This window comes from Synergistota bacterium (assembly GCA_021159885.1).
In the GTDB taxonomy this organism is placed as follows: domain Bacteria; phylum Synergistota; class GBS-1; order GBS-1; family GBS-1; genus AUK310.
On record JAGHDO010000068.1, the window covers coordinates 26,962 to 45,838 of the forward strand.

The window sequence follows — 18,877 nt, forward strand, 5'->3', positions numbered from 1 at the left end:
CTCATTATATCAGATATTCTCTCTCTTTTAAACGCATCCTTTCTTTATCTTCATTTGAAGTGTGATCGTAGCCAAGCAGGTGAAGCAATCCATGAATTACAAGAAGCTTAACCTCAGATCCAGGGGCCCAGCCTGCTTCCTCAGCTTGCGAAATTGCCCTATCTACGGAAACTATCACCTCTCCTAACATGAAGAATGGCACTTTCTCATCAAGCTCATCCACCATAGAGAAGGCCAAAACATCTGTCGAACCTTCCCTCCCAGTATAAGTTTGATTTATAGGTATCATTTCTTCATCGCTAACAAAAGCTATGCTAACCTTCAGCTTAGAAAGGGGTATTTTCCCCCTATATTCTCCCCCGATAACCCTACGAGCTATCTCTCTCACCTCTCTCTGATTTAGCTTTACCCTCCTTAATAGCTTCCTTGGATCGCTTATTAGCACCCTCAACATCCTTTCCCCCTTCTGGGTACTCAATTCTCGAGTGATACATGCCCCTTAAAACCTTAGTAAACGCTCTTACTATCTTCTCCAAATCCTCGAAGGAAAGAGGTGACTCAGAAAGCTGACTATCCTCAACCTTAGCTCTGACTATTTCCCTTACCAAGCTCTCGATCTTGGAGGAGTTCGGTTCCTTCATAAGCCTCGCAGAAGCCTCTACCGAATCCGCAAGCATAACTATAGCTGCTTCCTTGCTCTGAGGCTTAGGCCCAGGGTATCTAAAATCGTCTGGATCGACATCCTCGCCACGCTCCTCTTTCGCTCTATGATAAAAGTAGGAAACTATAGTAGTTCCGTGATGCTGAGCTATTATGTCTATGATAGGCTGAGGAAGCCTATACTCCTTCGCAAGCTCTATCCCATCCTTGACATGCGAGATTATAACTAGAAGACTAAGATTCGGAGTTATTCTTTCATGATAATTATCCTGATCGATCTGATTCTCAACAAAGAGGTGGGGCCTCCTTATTTTGCCTATGTCATGATAATAGGACCCCACCCTCGCCAAAAGGGGATCAGCCCCAACTACCTCCGCAGCAGCCTCAGCAAGATTGGCAACAAGCAGGCTGTGGTGATAGGTTCCAGGAGCCTCGACTTGCAGTCTTCTTAAGAGGGGATGAGAGGGATCTGCAAGCTCAAGCAAGCGCAGTGGGGAAAAGATGTCAAAAAAGTTTTCAACATAAGGCAAAACTCCCATAACAAGTATGCTCGAGCCTACTCCATTTAAAAAACCATAAAAAACGTTAAGAAAGAGCTCCCTGAAAGATGAGTTTAGAAACAAACCTATGGCAGCAAGCGATACCGAATTAGCAAGACTCATAAACGTACCTGCTCTTATAAAAGCTCCTCTATGTCTTATATTTCTCACATATTTTATGCCTATTAATCCCCCAAAGAGCCCCAGTGCCAACGGTGTGAGCCCCGCTTCTCTAAAGAAGCTCAAAGCGAAAGCCATGACCATTGTCATAAATATGCTAAATCTCGGATTAACGAGAATAGCATACGATAGGGAAATTATCCCTATGGGGACGAGAGCTGGAGAAACTGACGTCAGAAACTTACCTGCAAGCAGAATAGCGGAAGAAGATGTAAGGAGAAAAAGAAGAAATCCATTATCTTTCAGCTTATCCGTATACCATTCATCTATGTAAACGAAGCTTATCCATACGAGAAGGACAGATAAAACAGCGATCGCAAGAACTTTAAAGAGGAGTCCTTCTCCCAAAAGGCCAAGAGATTTGAGAATCAAGAGGTGTTCTCTCTTCAGTTTCTCTCCCTTGCGTACTATAAGCTCACCCCTTTGAACTTTTATCACAACCGGCTTAATCTCTTTCATAGCAAGCCGTCTCTGTCTCTCCGTTTCCTTCTCATCAAATCTAAGATTAGGTTTCAAGTTTCTTAAAAGAATTTCCTTTAGCTTAGCTATAATAGGGCTCGGAACTGCAAGCTCAGAAGCACTTTTTAAAACTCTATCAACAAAGGAGGAAAGCTCCTCTGCTGAGACACCGTCTTTAAAGCCTTTCTTAACGAGCTTAAATATATAATCCTTTTGCTCAGGGAGCAAATCCTTGAGAGACGAAAGCTTGGAGGAAAGCCTTTGCAAAACCTCGCGAGTTATATCCTCATCTATTACAAAAACCTTCTTAATCCTTGAAGCCGCTTCCTTTTTAAGTCTCTCAGTGGCCTCTCTATCCAGTATCTCAGCATCCTGAGGAGCAACTATATCATAAGGTGCCTTCTCACCAACCCTTAAGGGAATCCCCAGTACCGATACCCAATCCCACGAGAGGGTAAAAAAGGTTATCCCCCAAAAGGCAATTAGCATCAATATAGCATGTCTTTTCTCCTTCCATAGAAGAGCCCATTTAGATGCTCCCTTCTTTTTCGACGTCATCTTCCCTCCTCATTTCATATTCCTCGTAAGCTTTAACAATCTTTTGAACAAGTTCGTGTCTGACAACGTCTTGATCGGTAAGGTACACGAAAGCTATACCGCTTATTCCAACAAGGATATCCCTTACCTCTATAAGTCCGGACCTTTTACCCGGAAGGTCTACTTGGGTTATATCACCGGTTATCACCATTTTAGAACCAAAACCAAGCCTGGTTAGAAACATTTTCATCTGCTCCGGGGTAGCATTCTGCGCCTCATCAAGTATCACGAAGGCATCGTTTAAGGTTCTTCCCCTCATGTAAGCCAAGGGTGCTATCTCTATCGCCCCACTCTCAACTAACTTTTGGAATCTCTCAACACCGAGCATTTCATAAAGAGCATCATAAAGAGGCCTTAAATAGGGTTCTATCTTCTCTTTAAGATCCCCAGGCAAGAAACCAAGTTTTTCCCCAGCCTCAACGGCGGGTCTAACCAGTATAATCCTCCCTACCTTTCTCCCCTGAAGAAATGAAACGGCCACCGCCACCGCGAGATATGTCTTACCAGTGCCCGCGGGTCCTATAGCAAAGGTTATATCATTTTTCCTTATAGCCTCAACATACTTCTTTTGACCGATGGTTTTAGGCCTTATAAGTTTACCTCTTTCTGTAATCTGAATTACATCTCCATATAGCTCACCAAGCCTGAGATTTTTCCCTTGTTTTAGCATTCTTATGCTATACTTGAGCTCCTTCAACGTTATAGGATGCCCCTTTCGAGCTATCTCCATCATTTCCTGAAAAAGTATGCCCGCTTTCCTAACGGATTCCTCATCACTACCAACCATAACAAGCTCGTTTCCTCGCGGGAAAATCCTAACATTAAAGCTTTTTTCAACGAACCTCAGATTTTCGTCTTCCTTTCCCGCAACGTTTATCATAACGGCATCATCATCCGCCCAGAACCTTATTTCCCTTCTGGAACTGACCACGCTTTAAAAATCACCCCCTTAAACGGACTCTACTTTCTTCACTTCTGGAACATGCTTTCTTATCGTACTTTCTACCATCCCCTTCAAGGTAAGCGTAGCAAAGGGGCATCCCCCGCAATGCCCGGTTAGCCGGATTCTGACCGTGCCATCTTCCTCAATGCTCACGAGCTCCGCACCTCCACCATCAGCTGCAAGATAGGGGTTAACCAGCTTATCCAACACCTCTTTTACTTTCTCCTCAAGTCCCATTAGGCAAAACCTCCTTTAAACAGGATATGCATAATCATCCCACGGATCTTCAAAACCTATATCGACCTTACACTTTCTGGCATACTTTCTCATCAGAAACTCGAGCGCAACTTGAGGGAAAAGAGCATAAGTTAAAACATCTTCTGGTTCCATTGCAAATATACCAAGCTCTTTCTTACACCTGTCGAGTATGGGTTCTAAAAGATCCGCTGGTCTACAATCTATAGGCTCCTCATCACCTATAGCCTTTTTCTTGATCTCCGGATCTATGGGACCCGGAGGTCTACCATAAAAGCCCTTTATATAATCTCGCACTTCCTTAGGAATAACCTTATCTCTCTCACCGAGAAGGACATTTAAAGCAGCCTGTGTTCCAACGACCTGACTCGTTGGCGTCACGAGCGGAGGATAGCCGAGCTCTTTTCTAACCCTCGGAACTTCCTCAAGCACCGCCTGAAGCTTATCTAAAGCATTCTGCTCTTTAAGCTGGCTTACCAAGTTAGAGTACATACCTCCTGGAATTTGATATATTAGAATATTTATGTTAACTATGGGATCTATAAGCTTATCCCTGTGATTTTCCCTGACCTTTCTGAAATATTCTGATATACAGACCAGAGCATCTAAGTCTATACCCGTATCATACTCAGTTCCCCTAAGGACATAAACCATGGTTTCAGTAGGAGGATGAGAAGTACCAAGCGCAAAGGGAGACATCGCGGTATCTACAACATCAGCGCCAGCCTCTATAGCCTTAAGAAGGGTCATAGAGGCCATACCGCTGGTATAATGAGAGTGGACTTGAACGGGTATATCAAATCGTTCCTTTATAGATTTAACAAGTTCATAAGCAGCGCTGGGAGAAAGAAGCCCCGCCATATCCTTTATGCAAATGGAGTCCGCTCCAAGCTCCACCATTTCCTTTACCATTTCCATATATTTATCAAGCGTGTGAACCGGAGATATAGTATAGCTTATCGAAAGCTGAACGTGCGCTCCTTCCCTCTTGGCGGTCTCAGCAGCAACTTCCATATTTCGGACGTCGTTTAAAGCATCAAATATTCTGAATATACTTATGCCGTTTGCTACCGCCCTCTTGACAAACTCCCTCACGACATCGTCCGGATAATTTCTATATCCCACGATATTCTGTCCGCGCAGAAGCATCTGCAAGGGAGTTTTTCTAAATCTCTTTTTAAGCTCTCTTAACCTCTCCCATGGGTCTTCATCGAGAAACCTTATACAGGAATCAAAAGTGGCTCCTCCCCAGACCTCTACCGAGTGAAAGCCTACCTCATCCATTGCCTCCGCTATGGGAAGCATCTCATCGGTTCTCATTCTCGTGGCTATGAGAGATTGATGACCATCTCTTAACGTTAAATCCGTTATACCTATTTTCCTTTTAGACATATTATAGCACCTCTTTCTTTTTTGCCTCCTCCCACCATCTTTCCATCTCTTCTAAACTAAATGATGAAAGCGGTTTGTTTTCTTCCTTAGCCTTATTCTCTATATAGAGAAATCTTCTTTTAAACTTCTCATTAATTGAATGAAGCGCGATCTCCGGATTCACGCCGATGAACCTCGCTAAGTTAACTATCGCGAAGAGGAGATCACCGAGCTCCTCCTCCATCTTACCGCGATCCCCCTTAGAATACGCTTCCCTAAATTCCTTCCACTCCTCCTCTACCTTTTTCATCACCTCCTCAGTCCTATTCCAGTCAAAGCCGACTCTCCTTGCCCTCTCCTGAAGCTCATACGCTCGCAACAAGGCAGGAAGATGCGGTGGAACACCATCTAAAATCGATTTCTTTTTCTTCTCCTTTTTCTTCATTGCCTCCCAGTTTAGCAAAACTTCGTCTGAATCCTTAAACCTCTTATCACCGAAAACATGAGGATGTCTCCTTATAAGCTTATCATTGATGCCTCTAATCACATCCTTTATATCGAACAACCCTTCTTCCTTGGCTATCTGCGCTTGAAATATTATCTGAAGAAGAAGATCCCCAAGTTCCTCTTCCAGAGAAGAAAAGTCCCTGCTCTTTATCGCATCCACAACTTCATAAGCTTCCTCAAGAAGATAAGAAAGCAAACTGTCTAAGGTCTGCTTCTTATCCCAAGGACAACCATTCTCACCGCGTAGCTTCTCCATTATGCCAACGAGACGTTCAAATTCTTTTCCCGCCATGCTTCCCTCATCTCCTTAAGATCCGTAAGCGTTTTTGATAATACCCTTTGAACCCCATTTAAGGAGAGAGAATCTCTCTCAAATCGCAGGTTATCCCCACAAAAGCCAACGGAGAGAAGGTATCTCCTCACATCCGATCTTCCACCCCATATGGCAGGATGGAGCAAAAGCCGAAGCCCTCCCTTCCTGAAGGAAATTTCAGAAACGCCAGCCTCTTCTGCCATAACTTTAAAATGAATCGTTTTAAACAGATTTTCAACTGGCATTGGAATCTCGCCAAATCTTTCCTTAAGTTCAGCTCGCAAGTCCTCAAGATCATCTATGGAATTTATTCCGATAAGCCTCCTGTAGTAGTAAAGCCTCTCCTCTCCCTCTTTAACATAGCCCTCCGGTATAAAGGCATCAAGCCCAAGATCAACTTTTGCAGAAATCACTCGCGGAAGCTCACCCTTAAGAGAGGTAATTGCCTCTTCAAGCATCTTAGAATAGAGGTGAAAACCAACTGCATTGACAAATCCATGTTGCTCCGGGCCAAGAATGTTTCCCACGCCTCGGATTTGCATGTCTCTTAGAGCAAGTCTCAGAGACGAGCCAAGCTCTCCAAACTCCTTGATGGCTTCGAGCCTCTTAATCGCTGAATCCGTAAGCGAATCCTCATTCTCATATAGAAAGTAAACGTATGCTTGCTTATCCGCCCTTCCCACTCTTCCTCTAAGCTGATAGAGCTGAGCCAAGCCAAGTCTTTCCGCTCCACGAACCAGCAAGGTATTAGCGGAAGGAATATCAAGACCATTTTCGATTATCGTTGTGCATATCAAAACATTGATTTCACCCGATATAAAATCAAGCATCACCTTCTCAAGACGCTCCTCTCCCATCTTTCCGTGAGCAATGCCTATCCTTGCAAAAGGAACGAGCTTAGAGATTCTCTTAGCAAACGAGATCAGATCCTCCACTCTGTTATGAACCACAAAAACTTGCCCGCCTCTCTCGAGCTCGCGGATTATCGCTTTCCTGACGAGCTCATTATCCCATTTCCCAACGTATATTTCTACATTTCTTCTCCCAGCGGGAGGAGTGTTTATTACACTTATATCTTTTATTCCACTTAAGCTCAAGTAAAGCGTCCTTGGTATAGGCGTAGCTGTTAGAGTCAATACATCTACGTCCACTCTCATTTTTTTTAGCTTTTCCTTCTGCATAACGCCAAATCTCTGTTCCTCATCTATTATAAGCAGCCCAAGATCCTTGAAGGTTATGGCATCGCTTAAAAGCATATGCGTACCTACAACTATATCGATGCTTCCCTTTCTTATTCCTTCCATAACCTCACTTTGCTCTCTCCTTGAGAGAAACCTGCTTAGCATAGCCACATTCACGGGAAAGCCTTCCATCCTCCTCTTTATGTTGAGATAGTGTTGAAAGGCGAGAACCGTGGTAGGGCATAAGAAAGCAACCTGCTTGCCATCCATAACTGCTTTAAAAGCAGCTCTAAAGGCAACCTCCGTTTTACCGTATCCCACATCCCCGCAGATCAATCTGTCCATGGGACGAGTAGACTCCATATCCCTTTTGACATCCTCTATTGCTCTCAGTTGATCTGGCGTCTCATCATATTCAAATCTCGCCTCAAATTCTCTTTGCCATTCGGTATCCTTCGAGAAAGCATATCCCGGTGAAACGCTCCTTAAAGCATATATTCTTACGAGTTCCTTAGCTATATTCTCTACGTTTTTTTTAACCCTCTTCTTGAGAGCAGACCATCCGCTTCTTTTAAGGCTGGCTAAGGGAGGAGACTCAGTCCCACCGAGATATGGAGAAACCTTATCGATCTTGCTCGAGGGAACGTAAAGCTTTTCGCCATTTGCATACTCAAGAAGAAGATAATCACCCTCAACCCCATCGACCTTTATCCGTTTTATTCCCCTGAATATGGCTATTCCATAATCTTCATGAACAACATAGTCTCCCTCGCTAAAGGAGAGCTCTCTTTCAAGAACACCGGGGAGATGAGGATTCCAAGGAATGTTTAAGCCATCTTCTATATCCTCTCTGTATAAGAGAAGAAACGGCTGTTCTGCTTTTCGTGGAATCGAAATATTCTCTATCGGATAAGCCCATATAACAAGTGAATCCCGAGATAGAAACTCCCAAAAACGCCCTTCTTCTCCCATATTGGGTGGAGGAATTCTATACTTTTTAAGGCTCCTTGCCCTCGCCAAAGGATCATCAGGATCTGATAATCCTATATAGTCCACCTCCTCCCCATAAAGGGAAACGGTTATAAGTCCCTCAGGTGTTCTTATCTCGAAGACATCCCCCCTTACCGTAAATTCTCCTCTATCGAGAGGGGGTTCGCTTCTCCTATAGCCAGCTTCTTTAAGGAAGGAAAGAAGCCTGCCATACCCAAGGTACTCACCTTTCACCACCGTCAAGGTCTCTCCACGTATAAAGTCTCTCGAAAGCGCAAGCCATTGTGGCATAATGATGATAAGGTCTCCTCTTAGTGAGAAAAATTCCTCGACACTCCTTACTCGAAAAACGCTTCCTGGAAAGGCAGAAGCAAGACCCTCCTCAACATCGGAAAGAATAGCCCCCTCTGGCAGGATAAGACATACGTTTCCCCAGGGGCTGTTAAAAAGCTTTCTAATTATATACCAAATACCGCCTTTTCTGACCCTGCCTACTCGAACGCATCTTTCCGTTATTAATTTATCTCTAAGCTTATCTATAAAGGATTTACTGCTCATCTTCCGAACTACCTTTAAAATTAAAGTTATAAATAGACATGGCTTTCTCTATCCCATCGCTTAAGATGGATTCAATCGCATCTGCAGCCCTTGATAGAAAGAGAGGAAGTATCCTCATCTCTTCATCACTAAATTCACTAAGGACGAAATATTCATATCCCTGCGGAGGCGGAGGCCCTATACCCAGACGAACACGCGGGATCTCCCGCGTTCCAAGCGCGGTTATAATTGATTCCATACCCCTGTGTCCACCAGAGCTTCCTGACTTTCTTATCCTTATACTCCCAAAGGGAAGATGAAGATCATCATATATTATCAAGAAATCAGAAGGCGAGGCTCCATACCTCAGACTTAACTCCCTAAGAGCCTCGCCACTCCTATTCATATAAGTCATCGGTTTTACCAGTACTATTTCTTTCCCCTTCCTGCCTATAAGAGCATTACATTCATATACCTCTACTCTTACCCCCCATCTCCCCGAAAGAAGATCTATTACCCTAAAACCTATATTATGCCTTGTAAATTCATATTTAGAACCTGGGTTCCCCAAACCTACTATAAATCGCAAGCGAGCGCGTTACTCCTCCTCCTTTTCCTTGCCCTTAGGAGCAACCTCAGGCTCCGCAGCCTCCTCTTCCTCCACTGCTTCCTCGGCCACTTCTTCCTCAACGGGCTCAGATATAACTACCACCGTTGTCTCAGGATCCTCAAGCACCTTAACTCCTTCGGGAAGCTTAAGATCCTCAACGTGAATCGCATCTCCCATTTCAAGTTCGGTTATGTCTACCTCTATCCTCTCAGGGATATTTCTCGGTAGACACTCAACCTCAACACTCCAAAGCTGTTGCTCAAGTATCCCTCCCATCTTGACTCCCTTACAAACATCCTTTCCCAAAAGAACGATGGGAACCTCAACCGTAACCATCTTGCCCTTCTCAAGCTCGAGAAAGTCAAGATGCACAATTTCGTCTGTCAAAGGATCAACCTGAATTTCCTTAAGAAGAACATCGTAGCCCCTGCCATCATCGAGCTTAATGGTATAAACGGTATGCTCAAGATCCTTGAATGATACCTTTCTGACAATTTCTTTCCTCTCAAACTTAATCGGAATACTTCCAGCACTGCCACCATAGAGAATGGCAGGTATAAAACCATTCCTCCTTAGCCTCTTAGATTCGCCTTTTCCTATCCTTTCTCTAACGTAAGCTCTAAGCTCAGATGCCTTCATTTTTCTCCCTCCCGCTTAAACAGCATACTTACCGACAGATTATAATGTATCCTTCTTATCGCCTCCGCAAATAGAGGCGCCATCGACCTTATCTCTATCTTATCTATTTTCTTTTCTGGAGATAGAGGAATGGTATCGGTCAATAAGACCTCCTTTATCCTGGAGTTTTTTAATCTTTCTATAGCTTTACCCGATAGAACCGCATGGGTAGCACACGCGTAAACCTCGGTTGCTCCCCTTTCCAATATAGCTTCAGAAGCGTTAACAATAGTTCCAGCGGTATCTATTATATCATCTACTATTATGGCTATCCTGTTTTTGACCTCTCCAACCACCTCCATGACCTCAGAAACGTTAGGAATCTCTCTGGGTCTTCTCTTATCAACGATAGCAATGGCAGCCTTCAAATGCTCTGCAAATTTCCTTGCCCTAACCACACCTCCAACGTCGGGAGATACAACAACTATATCATCCCTTTCTCCAAGCTTCTTAGCAAAATAATCCGCCAATATGGGAATAGCAGTTAGATGATCAAGAGGAATATCGAAAAATCCCTGAATCTGACCCGCATGAAGATCCGCCGTTAGAACCCTATCTGCACCAGCAGTTGTTATAAGATTAGCGACAAGCTTAGCAGTTATGGGCTCTCTTCCTTGTGTTTTTCTATCCTGACGCGCATATCCATAGTATGGAATAACCGCTGTGATTCTCGCTGCAGATGCTCTTCTCAGTGCATCGAGCATAATGAGAAGCTCCATAAGATTCTTATCCCCGGGATAGCAAGTAGGCTGAATCACGAAGACATCCGCACCTCTTACGTTTTCCTCAATCCTTATATATATTTCTCCATCACTGAACCGAGATATCTTGGCATTAGAAAGTCTTGTCCCCATGTGAGAAGCTACCGCCTCAGCGAACTCGGGATTAGCAGTCCCCGAAAAAATCTTCAAACCGCTGTCAGAGGAAAAGCGATCAACCATCCTTTCCCTTACCTCCCCGCTTCTTCTTTACCCATCCCTCTATATTAACTTGCTTGCTTCTCGCTATAGCGAGACTATCCGGAGGAACATTCTTAGTTATCACGGAACCTGCCCCAGTCATAGCTCCCCTTCCAAGCTTAACTGGTGCTACCAGCATCGTATCGCTCCCTATAAAGACATCATCCTCTATATAGGTTGGGTTCTTCCTCACACCATCATAATTACAGGTTATAGTCCCCGCACCGACGTTGACCCGCTGACCTATAGTAGCATCTCCTATATAGGAAAGATGAGGCACCTTACTATCCCTTCCTATAAAGCTTTTCTTCACCTCGACGAATTTACCTACGTAAGCACCCTCATCCATAACGGTCTCAGGCCTAAGGTAGGCAAACGGTCCCACCTCACATCCCCGTGATATCTTGCTCCCCTCTATAACAACATTTTCCCTTATAATAACCTCATCTTCTATCTCACTATCCAATATTCTAACGTTCGGGCCTATCTTACACCCCTTTCCTATCTTCGTTCTTCCCTCTATGAAAGTCATAGGATAGATTATCGTATCCTTGCCCACTTGAACCTCGGGATGTATGTAGGTAGTACTTGGATCCTTAATAGTAACTCCCTCTTCAAGCATAAGCTCATCGAGCTTTCTTTTAATTAGCTCTTTCTCCAGGAATGCCAACGCCTTCCTATCATTAACCCCCATGACCTCAAGAGGATCTGAAACGGGAATGGCATTGACCCTGAATCCTCCTTCAACCGCTATTTCTATTAAATCGGTAAGGTAATACTCCCCTTGAGCGTTCTCTCTTCCAACCTTAACTATAAAGTCCCGAAGAAATGGGACATCAAAAGCGTAGATCCCCGCGTTTACCTCCTTCACTTCCTTCTCCTCATAGCTTGCGTCGGGTTCTTCCACTATTTTAACGACCTCTCCCCCCGCCTTTCTAATTACCCTACCGTAGTCCGTTGGATCATCCAAAATCACACTTAAAAAGGTTATGATATTCCCCTCCTTATCATGATAGGAGATCAATTCTTTCAGTGTCTCAGAGGAGACGAGAGGAACATCCCCCGGAAGCACAACGAGAAGATCATCATCTTTCCAGAAATCATAAGCCACTCTCACAGCATCTCCAGTGCCCCTTTGCTCGCTCTGCCAGATAATTTTAACTTCCTCACCGAAGAGCAGATCCTCGATCATCTCACCGTTATATCCCACAACAACACCTACATTTCCCTCAAGTTCCTTGAGCGTTTCAATCAAATAAGAAAGCATAGGCTTCCCGCAGAGCTCATGAAGCACCTTCGGTATAGAGGTTTTCATTCTCTTCCCCTTACCAGCAGCGAGAATTAAAAATGACCTTTTCATGCTCTTAATTATAGCACACCAAAAATATAAAAAATTTTGGCTGGGGCGCCAGGATTCGAACCTGGACCGCAGGATCCAAAGTCCTGTGTGCTGCCATTTACACCACGCCCCAACCTTGGCAAAATCTAATTATAGCAAATATCTTGGAAAAAGAAAAGTCCAAGATTCACACTGGGCTTATACAGCTTTCCCTGATATCTTTTATCCGATTATTCTCATCGACGAAAACGAGCTTTACGATCACGCCACGCTTTATCTCCTCCGGAGAATACCAAGCATATGCAGCTATTATAATTTTGTCCCCTACTTCTCCTAAGCGCGCTGCAGCCCCATTTAAGACAACTTCCCCTTTGCTCCGTTCTCCAGGTATTATGTAGGTCTCAAATCGAGCCCCATTCGATATATTGTAAACCCAGACGCTCTCAAAGGGCGACAATCCAGCAGCTTCCATGAGATCGGGATCAAGCGTGAGGCTACCTTCATATTCAAGATCTCTGCCTGTGATACGAGCTCTGTGAATCTTAGATTTTAGAAATTTTTCAAGCATTCTCATCACCACCCAAGATTGCATTATCAATAAGCCTCGCTGAACCAACATAAACTGCCAACGCAAGTAAAGTAGGTCCTGAAACATCCTCAACCGGTTTTAGCGTCTCAGGATCCCTGAACTCAACATAATCTATTTTGGTATAGGGGTGAGAAGATATCAATTTTACAATTTCCTCCTTAAGCTCGCTGACGCTCCTTATCCCCTGAGAAACGAGCTCCTTCGCTTTAAGTATAGATTTATAAAGACACAAAGCAGACTTCCTTTCCTCAGGTGAAAGATACACATTTCTTGAACTCATGGCAAGGCCGTCGGGTTCTCTGACTATAGGATGCCCTATGATCTCTATCCCAAGATTAAGATCTTTTACCATCCTCTTTACAATCAAGTATTGCTGATAATCCTTCAATCCAAAGATAGCAACGTGTGGTTTCACTATATTAAAAAGCTTTAAGACAACCGTTGTAACCCCTCTAAAGTGCCCAGGTCTTGAAGCCCCACACATGGGTTTAGATAGCTCCTTAACCTCAACATAAGTCTGAAAACCTTCCGGGTACATATCGTCTACGCTTGGCGCGAATAGGACATCGACTCCCACTTTCTCAGCGAGCTTCCTATCCCTTTCAAGGTCTCGAGGATAACGCTCAAAATCTTCAGAAGGCCCAAACTGAATTGGATTAACGAAAACGCTAACCACCAGTTTATCGCAAAGCTTCCTTCCAAGACGCATCAAGGAAAGATGCGCTTCATGGAAGTAACCCATTGTGGGAACCAAGCAAACTCTATATCTATTTTCACGAAAATGATTTGCTAAAGACTGCATTTCAGAAACATCCGCTATTAACTTTACGATTCCTCGCCTCCTTTCTCAAAGATATAATACTACAACATCCTCTTCTTAACAACACCATTCAGAAAGTAGTTAACTACTCTGGGATCGAAAACGCTTCCCGACAAGGACTCAACTTGGAGCGCAGCGCTCTCAATCGTGTGAATCACACCGAGCCTTCCTGAAAGAAGAGCATCGAAAAAGTTGGAAACGGAAACTATTCGAGCATAGTTAGTTATCCTTCCCCTCTCAAGATTTCTTGGATATCCTCCACCTCCAAAACGCTCATGATGCTGATAAGCCACGTGAGCCACCGTGAGAGGCAAGGTTCTTATGCTTCTTAATATTCCATAACCTATTAAAGTATGCATAGATGTTAGAAAATCAACCCCATCAGTACTTAAAAAGGGATTTAAGAAAAAGGATTCGGGATCGAGGAACAGCTTTCCAAGATCGTGAAAAAGGGCTCCCACACCTATCTCCCATATACTCCTTACTTTATACCCCATAGCCAGAGCGGTAAACATTGAAAGAACGCATGCATTAAGCCAGTGCTCCCAGAGCATTCCACCTTCTTCATAAGTAAAGCTACCTAAGCTCAGGAGCTTTCTGTCCCCTTTGAAGATCTCACGCAATAGCGCCGAAACTACCTTTCCCCCCACATTTATAAAAAGCTCTATTCTCGATTTTCTATCCGGAGGAAGCCTACCGAGCTTCTTTAAAAGCATATCGGCATTTTCCCAATCGAGCCCTTGAACGACGGTGCTCCTTAAGGAATAAAGCGTTCTTCTTAGACCAAGATAGATCTTCCTTATATCATAGAGAAAGGGGTTGTCCATCGATTCCTTTGTCGCTTCGTAAAGCTCCTTCTCCTCCTCGCTTTCAAAGACTATAACGTGCGTAATTGAAAATCTCTTAAGGCTTTTGACCTGTTTAACTCCAAGAACTACCCCTCTTCTTAAAAGAGGATTACCATCCGGGGTATAGATACTTCTTGCCAGGATCATTTCTCCCTTAACATCGTCGAGGTTTATTACCTTCAAGGGCCTTTACCACTTTCTGAATCGCTTCCTCGGGTGAAGAAGCGAAATCAACGAAACTATACTTAGAGGAGTAATATCTTATCCTCGCCATTTCCCTATCGTTCTGGGGAACTCCTACGGTAATTTTTTCGAGAAAAACTGAATATGCAAAGGTGAGACCACCAGAAGAGACAACCGCGGAGGAGATCCTATAAAGCGGGGAGAGATCTCGAAGAGATCGATAAAGACGCAAATTACTCGGGAGATCTCTTTTCTCAAAAAGGTTATAGTCCGGATTAAGAGGACCGAAGACGACATGGAAGTTAAGTCCAAAGGAGCTCGTCCTTTTAATTAGGCTCTCTACCGCTCTCCTTGTATAGGACCTTGGATCTGATCCTCCGAAAGCTATGAGAATGTCTATATCTTCTACAGCCTCCCCTTTAAGAAGCCTTATATTCTTAGGAGGATAAACGTAATCCCAGCCGCTAAAAATATAAGTCGCTTTTGCCCCTGCAGACTCAAGGGGAAGAAAATCGGGATAAATTAGAACATCAACCTTTTCACGGAAATCCCCGCGATTATCGAAAAGAACCCTTATTGAATCAGACGATAAAGATGACATTTCAGTTGCAGGATCAACTTCATCGGGAAGATCAATAATGACCATATCAGCCCCTCTCCTACCAGATCCAAAGGAAACCCTTATTCCTCTCTCTCTCAAATCTGAGGCAATAAAAAGAGATCTATAAACATGACCAAGACCGCTCCTTCTCGATCCCCCGCACAGAAAAGCAACAGATGGATTCTCACGCTCTTTTAAAAGCCTAACGAGGATCCTAAGAAGCTGAGGTTCTCTATAGCTTTCCATTCCTCTCCCTCAAGATCTCGAGGAAAATATCTGCAAGAACCGGATCAAACTGCTTTCCCCGATTTTCCCTTATCTCCCGCATTGCCTTCTCAAGCGAGAGAGCGCTTCTATAAGGTCTATCTGAAACCATGGCATCAAAGGAATCAGCGAGTGATAAAATCCTAACGCCTATGGGGATCTCCTCACCCTTAAGGCCATCAGGATACCCCTTACCATCCCATCTCTCATGATGCCACCTCACCCACTTCGCAACCTCTTTAAAGAGAGAGATAGGTCTTAATATCTCCTCTCCGAGAATGGGGTGCTTTTTAACCATATCATACTCCTCATCCGTGAGCTTCCCCGGCTTGTTAAGTATTCTTCCAGGAACTCCTATCTTGCCTATATCATGTAGCACCGCAGCATACCTCAGATTCTTCTTGTCCTTAGGGCTTAGCCCAACCTTATCTGCCAGAAGCAGTGCCCACTTCATAACCCTCTCGCAGTGTCCATGAGTATAAGGATCCTTCATTTCTATCGTTTTCGCAAGCGCCAGCGTTATAGAGAAATAAAGCTCCTCTCTTTCCAAAACGTGAGCAAATAGATTCGCAAGTATAGTGAGAGCCTCTATATCTTGTGGCAGTATCTTCTCCCCTGTGGTTGTAACCGTAAGAACGCCATATATTTTGCCGTCTTTCTTTATCGGCACAGAAAGCTGTCCCTTTACTCTATCATCCCACTTAAGATAAAGAGGATCCTTTTCAACATCTCGCGCTATATAGGGTCTTTCGGTGCGGAAGACCTCAGAAACTATGTTACTTTCGCTAAGAGCAATCTCCCTGTCTTTGAATTCCTCAGGAAGACCACACGAGGCAATCTGATGAAGATATCCATCCTTTTCAAGCAAAAGCATCACTGATAGATATTTTAACTCCTTACAAAGCATTTTAACGAGCTCATTAGCCGCTTCTTCCATCTCAACGAGAGCGGTGAACCTCCTTGAAATCCCATAAAGTAGAAGCAAACGTGAGTGCGTCGCCCTAAGCGACTGTAGATATCTGATTCTCTCCATAGAGACCTCCATAAGTCCAGCTATGGCCTTCATGATCTCTAGATCCTCCTCATCAAACCTTTCTACTTCCTCACCTTCTATTACTATCACTCCCACAACTTTATCGCGAAGCTTAAGCGGTACCGCCATACCGCTACACATCATCGGACAAACCGCTTTGTGAGATGAGCAGGTAAAATCCTTGACCACAACGGGCTCCCCCGTCAAAAAAGCTTTCTCTACCATACTATTTCCATCAAACCTGAGCTCCAGTCCCTCACACCTCCCACTTAGCTTACCCGCACCGCAGATGTGCTTGAGCGACTCTCCCTCCTTTAAGAAGATAGCCACATTAACCGCTCTTAAATGATGCATTATTAGAGAAACAAGGGTTTCCATAAATTCCTTTTCACTGCCGTATCTTCTCCCGAGGTTGCGAGCTACATCATAGAGAATGAAGAATCTCCTGTTTGTCTTCTGAAGGGATGTTATAATTTCCGCCTTACTCAAGAATACCGCCATCTTAAGGGCGATGACCCTCCAGAAGTTAGTTTCCACTTCCAGATCGCTCTTTCCATAAAGAACTTTGACCCGGAGCACGCCCCGATTCTCAGTGCCATAAGAAATAGGAGTATAAAGAAACTCACCTTTCCTCAAGACATCCCTTTTCTCAAAAACCTCCTCTAAAGCATAAGCGATATCCTCACCCACATCTTCCAAAACCACCGTTTCAGAAACAAGCTTGACCTCCTTAAAGCTTCCTTTATCATAAATGAAAACTCTCACATCGCTATCTTTCATGCGCCACTTAAAAAACAAAATGGCTTCCTTTAAAACCGCAAGCTTCGTCAAAGCGCTACCAAGCTTTGAAGCAAATTCGGCTATTATGCGTCCAAATTCCTCCCTTCTTCTTATCCTTTTAACATCGTATAAATAAACCTTCCATACGAGAAAGGCAAGCAAAAGCAATATTAGAAGATCTATCCAATCTCTGTGAACGGAAAAGCCAAAGAAAGCGAGTAGAAATCCAATAATTACTCCAATAAGCAAGCCGAAAGCGCCTCTCACCGCTCCATCATCCCCCCTTTCATCCTCTTTAATATCTCCCATTCAGGATCCCTCCATAGAAATCCTACCTCAGGTAAAAGAGAACCCATATACTTGCTTCTCGCTTTCTCGTAGTCCCTGATTTCCCTGCCTTTAACCTCATGAAACACGAGCTGTGCTATCCTCGTTCCAGGGTAAAGATAAAGAGGCGCTACTCCAAGGTTAGCGAGCTCAAGTGTTATAACTCCCCTGTATCCTGGTGAGACGACGGTAGCGGTGGCAACAACGAGTCCCAATCTCCCCCATGAAGACCTTCCCTCAACGTAAGCCATATACCTATCGCTCAATGCTATATACTCAAGGGTACTCGAGAGGGCAAAGTCCCCAGGGTGGAGAACAAAAGCTTGTCCCGGCTCAAGAAAAACTCTCTCGCCAAGCATAGGCAAAAAGGGGGCATCTCCTCCAAGAGGGTCAAAAGCCCCCATAACTCTCTTTCTGAAGAGAACGAAATCAAGCCCTAACCTTACATCGAGGCTTCCTTTTCCCACCTGAAGAGAGGAGTCAAGCAAGGGTATTACCTTTATATCGCCGCTTTCTAAAGCCTTAATTATCTCCTGAGAGGGAATTACCGACATCCTGGAATTTACGCCACTCCTTTCTAAAAGCCCTCAGTTTCAAGGTCGTTAAAATAAGCTCGCTTATTTCCTTTCTCTCGGCTCCGCTTGAGATTGCTTTCCAGCCCGCATTAAATATTTCAGGAAGAGAGAAATCGATGGGAGGAATGGAATCCTGAAGTAAAAGAGAAGCGATATCCACTCGCTCAAAAGTAGGAACATCAAAACGTTGAATCAAAGAGATCCTGCTATCACCGTTGGGGAAAAGCGTTTCTCTTAAAGCAAACCTATAGGCGTCGCCATATCTCGAGAGAGAAGCGATATCCGCGGATTCTATGTCTTTTCCCCTCCACCGCAGGTAGAGAGAATAGAGGTAAGGATACAGCAATGGTTCCTCCGGAAATCCCTCAGGTAGCAACACCAGAAAGAAGTCATCGACGGGATAAAAGGTAGGACGTATGCCATCATAGATTGAGACTATTGGCTTAACCCCACATTCCTCCTCCAGATAAGCTTTAAGAGCCCATGGAACACCGGTACCACAACCTCGAAGGAGATAGCGAAAGAGACGCTCTAAGAGCACGATCGCTCTTTCATCTACACCCAGTGTAAGCTTTTGTTTTATGTACCTCAATCCCTCCCTGACGGTGGATAAGCATATGGGGAGCTTTTCGAACTCCTCTATATCAGCTCTTAGCTTCTTTAACCTGTACATCATAAGGTCTTCCATAACAAACTCATTATAGCATATGTGCGAAAAATAAAGGGAGAACCTCTAAAA

General features: G+C 44.1%; 18 protein-coding genes and 1 tRNA gene. All 19 read right to left on the reverse strand.

All coding sequences use genetic code 11. The annotated features are described in order from the left end of the window. Nucleotides 1-4: 4 nt before the first annotated feature. On the reverse strand, nucleotides 5-451 hold the full coding sequence (gene ybeY, locus J7M13_06650; GenBank protein ID MCD6363661.1) for an rRNA maturation RNase YbeY: 447 nt from the start codon (nucleotides 449-451) through the stop codon (nucleotides 5-7). After that, nucleotides 369-2,396 (reverse strand): HDIG domain-containing protein, encoded by a 2,028-nt coding sequence (locus J7M13_06655; protein ID MCD6363662.1) that lies wholly within the window; start codon nucleotides 2,394-2,396, stop codon nucleotides 369-371. The genes ybeY and J7M13_06655 overlap by 83 nt, the downstream gene beginning before the upstream one ends. After that, entirely contained in the window at nucleotides 2,368-3,315 is a 948-nt protein-coding gene (locus tag J7M13_06660; protein MCD6363663.1) for a PhoH family protein, read from the reverse strand. Before J7M13_06660 ends, J7M13_06655 begins: the two co-directional genes overlap by 29 nt. A 69-nt stretch (nucleotides 3,316-3,384) precedes the next feature. Continuing rightward, a complete protein-coding gene (locus J7M13_06665) occupies nucleotides 3,385-3,615 on the reverse strand; it encodes a NifU family protein (GenBank protein MCD6363664.1) in 231 nt (76 codons plus the stop codon). A gap of 15 nt (nucleotides 3,616-3,630) precedes the next feature. Continuing rightward, nucleotides 3,631-5,025, reverse strand: a complete 1,395-nt coding sequence (locus J7M13_06670) for an oxaloacetate decarboxylase subunit alpha (protein ID MCD6363665.1) — start codon at nucleotides 5,023-5,025, stop codon at nucleotides 3,631-3,633. 1 nt (nucleotide 5,026) lies between these two features. Further along, nucleotides 5,027-5,803, reverse strand: a complete 777-nt coding sequence (mazG, locus tag J7M13_06675; GenBank protein ID MCD6363666.1) for a nucleoside triphosphate pyrophosphohydrolase — start codon at nucleotides 5,801-5,803, stop codon at nucleotides 5,027-5,029. Continuing rightward, nucleotides 5,767-8,553, reverse strand: a complete 2,787-nt coding sequence (mfd, locus tag J7M13_06680; protein MCD6363667.1) for a transcription-repair coupling factor — start codon at nucleotides 8,551-8,553, stop codon at nucleotides 5,767-5,769. Before mfd ends, mazG begins: the two co-directional genes overlap by 37 nt. Further along, nucleotides 8,543-9,121, reverse strand: a complete 579-nt coding sequence (locus tag J7M13_06685) for an aminoacyl-tRNA hydrolase (GenBank protein ID MCD6363668.1) — start codon at nucleotides 9,119-9,121, stop codon at nucleotides 8,543-8,545. The genes mfd and J7M13_06685 overlap by 11 nt, the downstream gene beginning before the upstream one ends. 9 nt (nucleotides 9,122-9,130) lie before the next feature. Beyond that, on the reverse strand, nucleotides 9,131-9,781 hold the full coding sequence (locus J7M13_06690) for a 50S ribosomal protein L25/general stress protein Ctc (GenBank protein ID MCD6363669.1): 651 nt from the start codon (nucleotides 9,779-9,781) through the stop codon (nucleotides 9,131-9,133). Next, the gene (locus J7M13_06695; GenBank protein ID MCD6363670.1) at nucleotides 9,778-10,761 is read right to left on the reverse strand and encodes a ribose-phosphate pyrophosphokinase; all 984 of its coding nucleotides are present in this window, start codon (nucleotides 10,759-10,761) and stop codon (nucleotides 9,778-9,780) included. Before J7M13_06695 ends, J7M13_06690 begins: the two co-directional genes overlap by 4 nt. Continuing rightward, entirely contained in the window at nucleotides 10,754-12,139 is a 1,386-nt protein-coding gene (glmU, locus tag J7M13_06700) for a bifunctional UDP-N-acetylglucosamine diphosphorylase/glucosamine-1-phosphate N-acetyltransferase GlmU (GenBank protein ID MCD6363671.1), read from the reverse strand. Before glmU ends, J7M13_06695 begins: the two co-directional genes overlap by 8 nt. Before the next feature lie 37 nt (nucleotides 12,140-12,176). Continuing rightward, nucleotides 12,177-12,251 (reverse strand) — tRNA-Gln (locus tag J7M13_06705). A gap of 54 nt (nucleotides 12,252-12,305) precedes the next feature. Further along, nucleotides 12,306-12,686: an aspartate 1-decarboxylase gene (locus tag J7M13_06710; GenBank protein ID MCD6363672.1), complete on the reverse strand. Its 381-nt coding sequence runs from the start codon at nucleotides 12,684-12,686 to the stop codon at nucleotides 12,306-12,308. Then, the gene (locus J7M13_06715) at nucleotides 12,679-13,509 is read right to left on the reverse strand and encodes a pantoate--beta-alanine ligase (GenBank protein MCD6363673.1); all 831 of its coding nucleotides are present in this window, start codon (nucleotides 13,507-13,509) and stop codon (nucleotides 12,679-12,681) included. Before J7M13_06715 ends, J7M13_06710 begins: the two co-directional genes overlap by 8 nt. A gap of 59 nt (nucleotides 13,510-13,568) precedes the next feature. Next, nucleotides 13,569-14,558: an HD domain-containing protein gene (locus J7M13_06720; protein ID MCD6363674.1), complete on the reverse strand. Its 990-nt coding sequence runs from the start codon at nucleotides 14,556-14,558 to the stop codon at nucleotides 13,569-13,571. Then, a complete protein-coding gene (locus J7M13_06725) occupies nucleotides 14,530-15,405 on the reverse strand; it encodes a hypothetical protein (protein ID MCD6363675.1) in 876 nt (291 codons plus the stop codon). Before J7M13_06725 ends, J7M13_06720 begins: the two co-directional genes overlap by 29 nt. Then, nucleotides 15,392-17,545, reverse strand: a complete 2,154-nt coding sequence (locus J7M13_06730) for a GAF domain-containing protein (GenBank protein MCD6363676.1) — start codon at nucleotides 17,543-17,545, stop codon at nucleotides 15,392-15,394. The genes J7M13_06725 and J7M13_06730 overlap by 14 nt, the downstream gene beginning before the upstream one ends. Next, entirely contained in the window at nucleotides 17,500-18,117 is a 618-nt protein-coding gene (gene dcd, locus J7M13_06735; GenBank protein MCD6363677.1) for a dCTP deaminase, read from the reverse strand. The genes J7M13_06730 and dcd overlap by 46 nt, the downstream gene beginning before the upstream one ends. Continuing rightward, entirely contained in the window at nucleotides 18,086-18,811 is a 726-nt protein-coding gene (locus J7M13_06740) for a hypothetical protein (GenBank protein MCD6363678.1), read from the reverse strand. The genes dcd and J7M13_06740 overlap by 32 nt, the downstream gene beginning before the upstream one ends. Between the last annotated feature and the right edge of the window lie 66 nt (nucleotides 18,812-18,877).

Bases quoted from the DNA above. Each gene is read 5' to 3' on its own strand.
- J7M13_06655 (MCD6363662.1), bottom strand. From the start codon at position 2,396: ATGACGTCGAAAAAGAAGGGAGCATCTAAATGGGCTCTTCTATGGAAG.
- J7M13_06660 (MCD6363663.1), bottom strand. From the start codon at position 3,315: ATGATAAACGTTGCGGGAAAGGAAGACGAAAATCTGAGGTTCGTTGAA.
- J7M13_06665 (MCD6363664.1), bottom strand. From the start codon at position 3,615: ATGGGACTTGAGGAGAAAGTAAAAGAGGTGTTGGATAAGCTGGTTAAC.
- J7M13_06670 (MCD6363665.1), bottom strand. From the start codon at position 5,025: ATGTCTAAAAGGAAAATAGGTATAACGGATTTAACGTTAAGAGATGGT.
- mazG (MCD6363666.1), bottom strand. From the start codon at position 5,803: ATGGCGGGAAAAGAATTTGAACGTCTCGTTGGCATAATGGAGAAGCTA.
- mfd (MCD6363667.1), bottom strand. From the start codon at position 8,553: ATGAGCAGTAAATCCTTTATAGATAAGCTTAGAGATAAATTAATAACG.
- J7M13_06690 (MCD6363669.1), bottom strand. From the start codon at position 9,781: ATGAAGGCATCTGAGCTTAGAGCTTACGTTAGAGAAAGGATAGGAAAA.
- J7M13_06695 (MCD6363670.1), bottom strand. From the start codon at position 10,761: ATGGTTGATCGCTTTTCCTCTGACAGCGGTTTGAAGATTTTTTCGGGG.
- glmU (MCD6363671.1), bottom strand. From the start codon at position 12,139: ATGAAAAGGTCATTTTTAATTCTCGCTGCTGGTAAGGGGAAGAGAATG.
- J7M13_06710 (MCD6363672.1), bottom strand. From the start codon at position 12,686: ATGCTTGAAAAATTTCTAAAATCTAAGATTCACAGAGCTCGTATCACA.
- J7M13_06715 (MCD6363673.1), bottom strand. From the start codon at position 13,509: ATGCAGTCTTTAGCAAATCATTTTCGTGAAAATAGATATAGAGTTTGC.
- J7M13_06725 (MCD6363675.1), bottom strand. From the start codon at position 15,405: ATGGAAAGCTATAGAGAACCTCAGCTTCTTAGGATCCTCGTTAGGCTT.
- J7M13_06730 (MCD6363676.1), bottom strand. From the start codon at position 17,545: ATGGGAGATATTAAAGAGGATGAAAGGGGGGATGATGGAGCGGTGAGA.
- dcd (MCD6363677.1), bottom strand. From the start codon at position 18,117: ATGTCGGTAATTCCCTCTCAGGAGATAATTAAGGCTTTAGAAAGCGGC.
- J7M13_06740 (MCD6363678.1), bottom strand. From the start codon at position 18,811: ATGTACAGGTTAAAGAAGCTAAGAGCTGATATAGAGGAGTTCGAAAAG.